At 42.1% G+C, this 1735-nt stretch carries 2 protein-coding genes; both read left to right on the top strand.

The features are described 5' to 3' along the window. Positions 1–205 precede the first annotated feature (205 nt). On the top strand, positions 206–853 hold the full coding sequence (gene aat, locus V5N63_RS11820) for a leucyl/phenylalanyl-tRNA--protein transferase (protein WP_332034103.1): 648 nt from the start codon (positions 206–208) through the stop codon (positions 851–853). Then, positions 843–1727 (top strand): DMT family transporter, encoded by an 885-nt coding sequence (locus V5N63_RS11815; protein ID WP_332034102.1) that lies wholly within the window; start codon positions 843–845, stop codon positions 1725–1727. Before aat ends, V5N63_RS11815 begins: the two co-directional genes overlap by 11 nt. The last annotated feature ends 8 nt before the right edge of the window (positions 1728–1735 follow it).

Genomic DNA, 1735 nt, shown 5'->3' with positions numbered 1-1735 from the left:
CGATCACAGGATGGAGAATTGAAAAAGTAGACGGTGGAAATTTCAATGAACCTGTTGAGGCACGTCCGGCAGAATCGAAACCTGCAGCGTCCAATACCGATGTTTTCGCTGAAGAAGATGACGATTTACCTTTCTAAATCAGTCATATCAAAAAAATATAGTAAAATCCTGCCTTTTCCGAAGCGCAGGATTTAATTTTTGAAAAATGGTTTTTCTCGATCCCCATGAAATTTCTTTTCCTGATCCTGAATTGATGAATTCGGAAAGCGGTTTGCTGGCCGTGGGTGGCGACCTGTCTCCCGAAAGGATTCTGTTCGCTTATCAGTTGGGGCTTTTTCCCTGGTTTAATGAAGGCGAAGAAATTCTCTGGTGGTGCCCGGATCCCAGGTTTGTTCTTTTTCCTGCGGAGGTGAAGGTTTCAAAATCAATGAAGAAAATCCTGAGAGATCAGGTCTTTACTTTTACCGAAAATAAATGCTTCCGCGAAGTAATGCTGCAATGTAAAAACGCATACAGAAAAGATCAGAACGGAACCTGGATTTCCGATGAGTTAATAGACTCATTTACAAAGCTCCACGAACATGGTTTTGCGAAAAGTTATGAAGTCTGGCAGAACGAAGAACTCGTCGGTGGCTTTTACGGAGTTCAGATCGGAAACGTGTTTTGTGGCGAAAGTATGTTCGCCAAAGTAAGCAATGCCTCAAAAGCCGGATTTCTAAATTTCATCCTGCAGAATAAAGATCTGGAACTAATCGACTGTCAGATTCACTCTGAGCATCTCGAAAGTCTGGGCGCACGCATGATTCCCAAACTTGAATATTTAAATATTTTAAAAAGAAACAATGAATCCTGAAAAAGAAAAATGGGTTTTACTGGTGTTGCTCTCCGTTATTTGGGGTTCTTCATTTATACTGATAAAAAAATCACTGGAGCATTTCAATCCGTATGAAGTAGGCGCGCTGCGCGTTTTGATTGCCGGAATTATTCTGCTTCCTTTGGCAATTCTCAACATCAGGAAATTTCCAAAAAAACATTTGAAATGGCTCATACTCGCTGCAGTGACAGGAAATTTCATTCCCATGTTTCTTTTCCCGATTGCGGAAACCGAGGTAAGCAGCAGCATTGCGGGAATCATCAACTCGATGATGCCGATTTTCGTGATTATTGTGGGCGCGCTGCTCTGGAAATTTCATACCACCAAAAGACAGGTTGTAGGCGTTATCATCAGTTTTACCGGTGCGTGTATTTTGGCGTTTTCCGGTGGCGAAGGCGGCGAGTTCAAACTGATTCCGATATTACTGTTGCTTTTGGCGACCTTAATGTATGCAATAAGTACCACGACGGTAAAATCTAAACTCAGTGATATTCCTGCAAAAATTCTTTCTGCATTTGTCTTTTCATTTGTTCTGATTCTTCCATCGGTAGTTGCGCTGGTATTTGCCGGATTTTTTAATAATATTCAGCTAAACAGCAGTTTATGGGAAGGGCTTGGCTTTGTAAGTTTGCTCTCAATCTTCGGAACCGGCCTGGCGATGATGCTTAATTACAGACTTCTGAGTGTTTCAACTCCGCTTTTTGCCTCTACCGTTACGTTGCTAATGCCGGTTGTGGCGATTATCTGGGGACTTTTGGATGGGGAAAAACTTACTTTGATGCAGGGTTTTGGAGGAGTAATTATTCTGGCGGGATTAATTTTTCTCCGGCAGATGCCCGCAGCCAAAAAATAAAAAACTGC

The sequence above is a fragment of the Kaistella sp. genome (genome assembly GCF_032060305.1).
GTDB lineage: Bacteria > Bacteroidota > Bacteroidia > Flavobacteriales > Weeksellaceae > Kaistella > Kaistella yananensis.
This window is presented reverse-complemented; position numbering and strand designations above follow the sequence as displayed.

Coding starts and splice junctions, on each gene's coding strand:
- aat (WP_332034103.1), top strand. CDS start 206: ATGGTTTTTCTCGATCCCCATGAAATTTCTTTTCCTGATCCTGAATTG.
- V5N63_RS11815 (WP_332034102.1), top strand. CDS start 843: ATGAATCCTGAAAAAGAAAAATGGGTTTTACTGGTGTTGCTCTCCGTT.